This is a genomic window from Imperialibacter sp. EC-SDR9 (assembly GCF_902498805.1).
GTDB lineage: Bacteria > Bacteroidota > Bacteroidia > Cytophagales > Cyclobacteriaceae > Imperialibacter.
In genome coordinates this window covers 1-1,282 of the sequence record NZ_LR701630.1, presented here as the reverse complement: position 1 = coordinate 1,282, position 1,282 = coordinate 1, and the positions used below count along the sequence as shown (strand labels likewise).

The window sequence follows — 1,282 nt, the reverse complement described above, 5'->3', positions numbered from 1 at the left end:
CAGGGCAAACGCATTTAAAGATTGAGGACTTTTTCTCTGAACACTGGATCAAATCCTGCTTTAAACCTTCTCTGTCTCTTAGACTTTTTGTGAGGTGTTCTTTCAATAAGAGCCAGTGCCACTTTAGAGATAATATTGAAATTGGTGGCACTATTGCCGGTTCTGCGCCTAGAGCTGTCTTCACCGAAGACTACGTCAAGCATCCAGTGCAGCTTGTTTTCTATTGACCAGTGCTCTCTGACCATTTGGTTGATCTTGGCCGCCTGCCCCTGATGGCTGGTGATATAGAACCTGCTTTCTTTAGTGGTAACTCCTGACGATTTGATATGCCGTTCAGTTTCTATCTTCACTACTCCTTTGATGCCTGCCCAGGCTTTACTCTCATCAAAAAAGGTCAAATCAGTAATGATAGTGCATTTCCTTGCTTCCACTCTTCCATGATCGATGCCTGTTTGCTCATCTACAGAAGCTGGCTGTGTGATGGTAAATAATTTATCTATTTGCTCGAAAAGAGTCTTTTGGTTGTTTTTAACAGCTATAAGGTAGTCTGCTTTTTTGGAAACGATTTTTTCGACCACACTCTTCTGGCAGCCCATTGCATCAATGGTTACAGTTGTTCCTTTAAGAAAAAGCATATCGAGCAAAGCGGGAATGGCAGTGATTTCATTACTTTTTTGTGAGGTGAGTACCTGCCCCAGGCAAATTCTGTTCTTTGCCGCATAGGCTGATACTACATGGAAGGCTGCTTGCTCCCGATGGCTGTCATACGACCTGCGGATTGTCTTGCCATCAATAGCGACCAGTTCCCCTTCTGTTAACTTACATACTTGTTGTGTCCATTCTATGAACTTTTCACCGAAAACTTTGGGGTCCAGCGCAGAAAAAACCCTATTCATAGTGTCATGGGAAGGGATGCCATGCTTGTAAGGATAAAACTTTCGTAACCACTCCAACTGACTCTCTCCAAATACCTCTATCGACTCCCAATCGTTGCAACCGCTTACTACGGCAGAGACTACAAGGAACAAAATGTCGATCAGGGAATGCTTCAGGTTGCCCTTCGATGTTCTTCTGGGGTCTTTCATTTGCCCCAAAATAGCCATAAAACCATCGGAAATAACGCTCTAATGAACTAAATTAGCTCCTGCTAAAGTGGCTCAGACGGAGCCGCATTTTAAAAAAAAAATATAATCAAATATGAGACCTCTGCCAAGGCCGCAAGGTCTTGCTGACTCTAATATCCAACAACAACCCCAGCTTTTTTTAAATGCGTTTGCCCTGC

General features: G+C 43.4%; 1 protein-coding gene. It reads right to left on the bottom strand.

The window, feature by feature from the left end:
• Window positions 1-14: 14 nt before the first annotated feature.
• Window positions 15-1,085 carry an ISAs1 family transposase gene (locus tag GC130_RS25485; protein ID WP_193218012.1) on the bottom strand — a complete coding sequence of 357 codons (1,071 nt, stop codon included), beginning with the start codon at window positions 1,083-1,085 and terminating at the stop codon, window positions 15-17.
• Window positions 1,086-1,282: the final 197 nt, after the last annotated feature.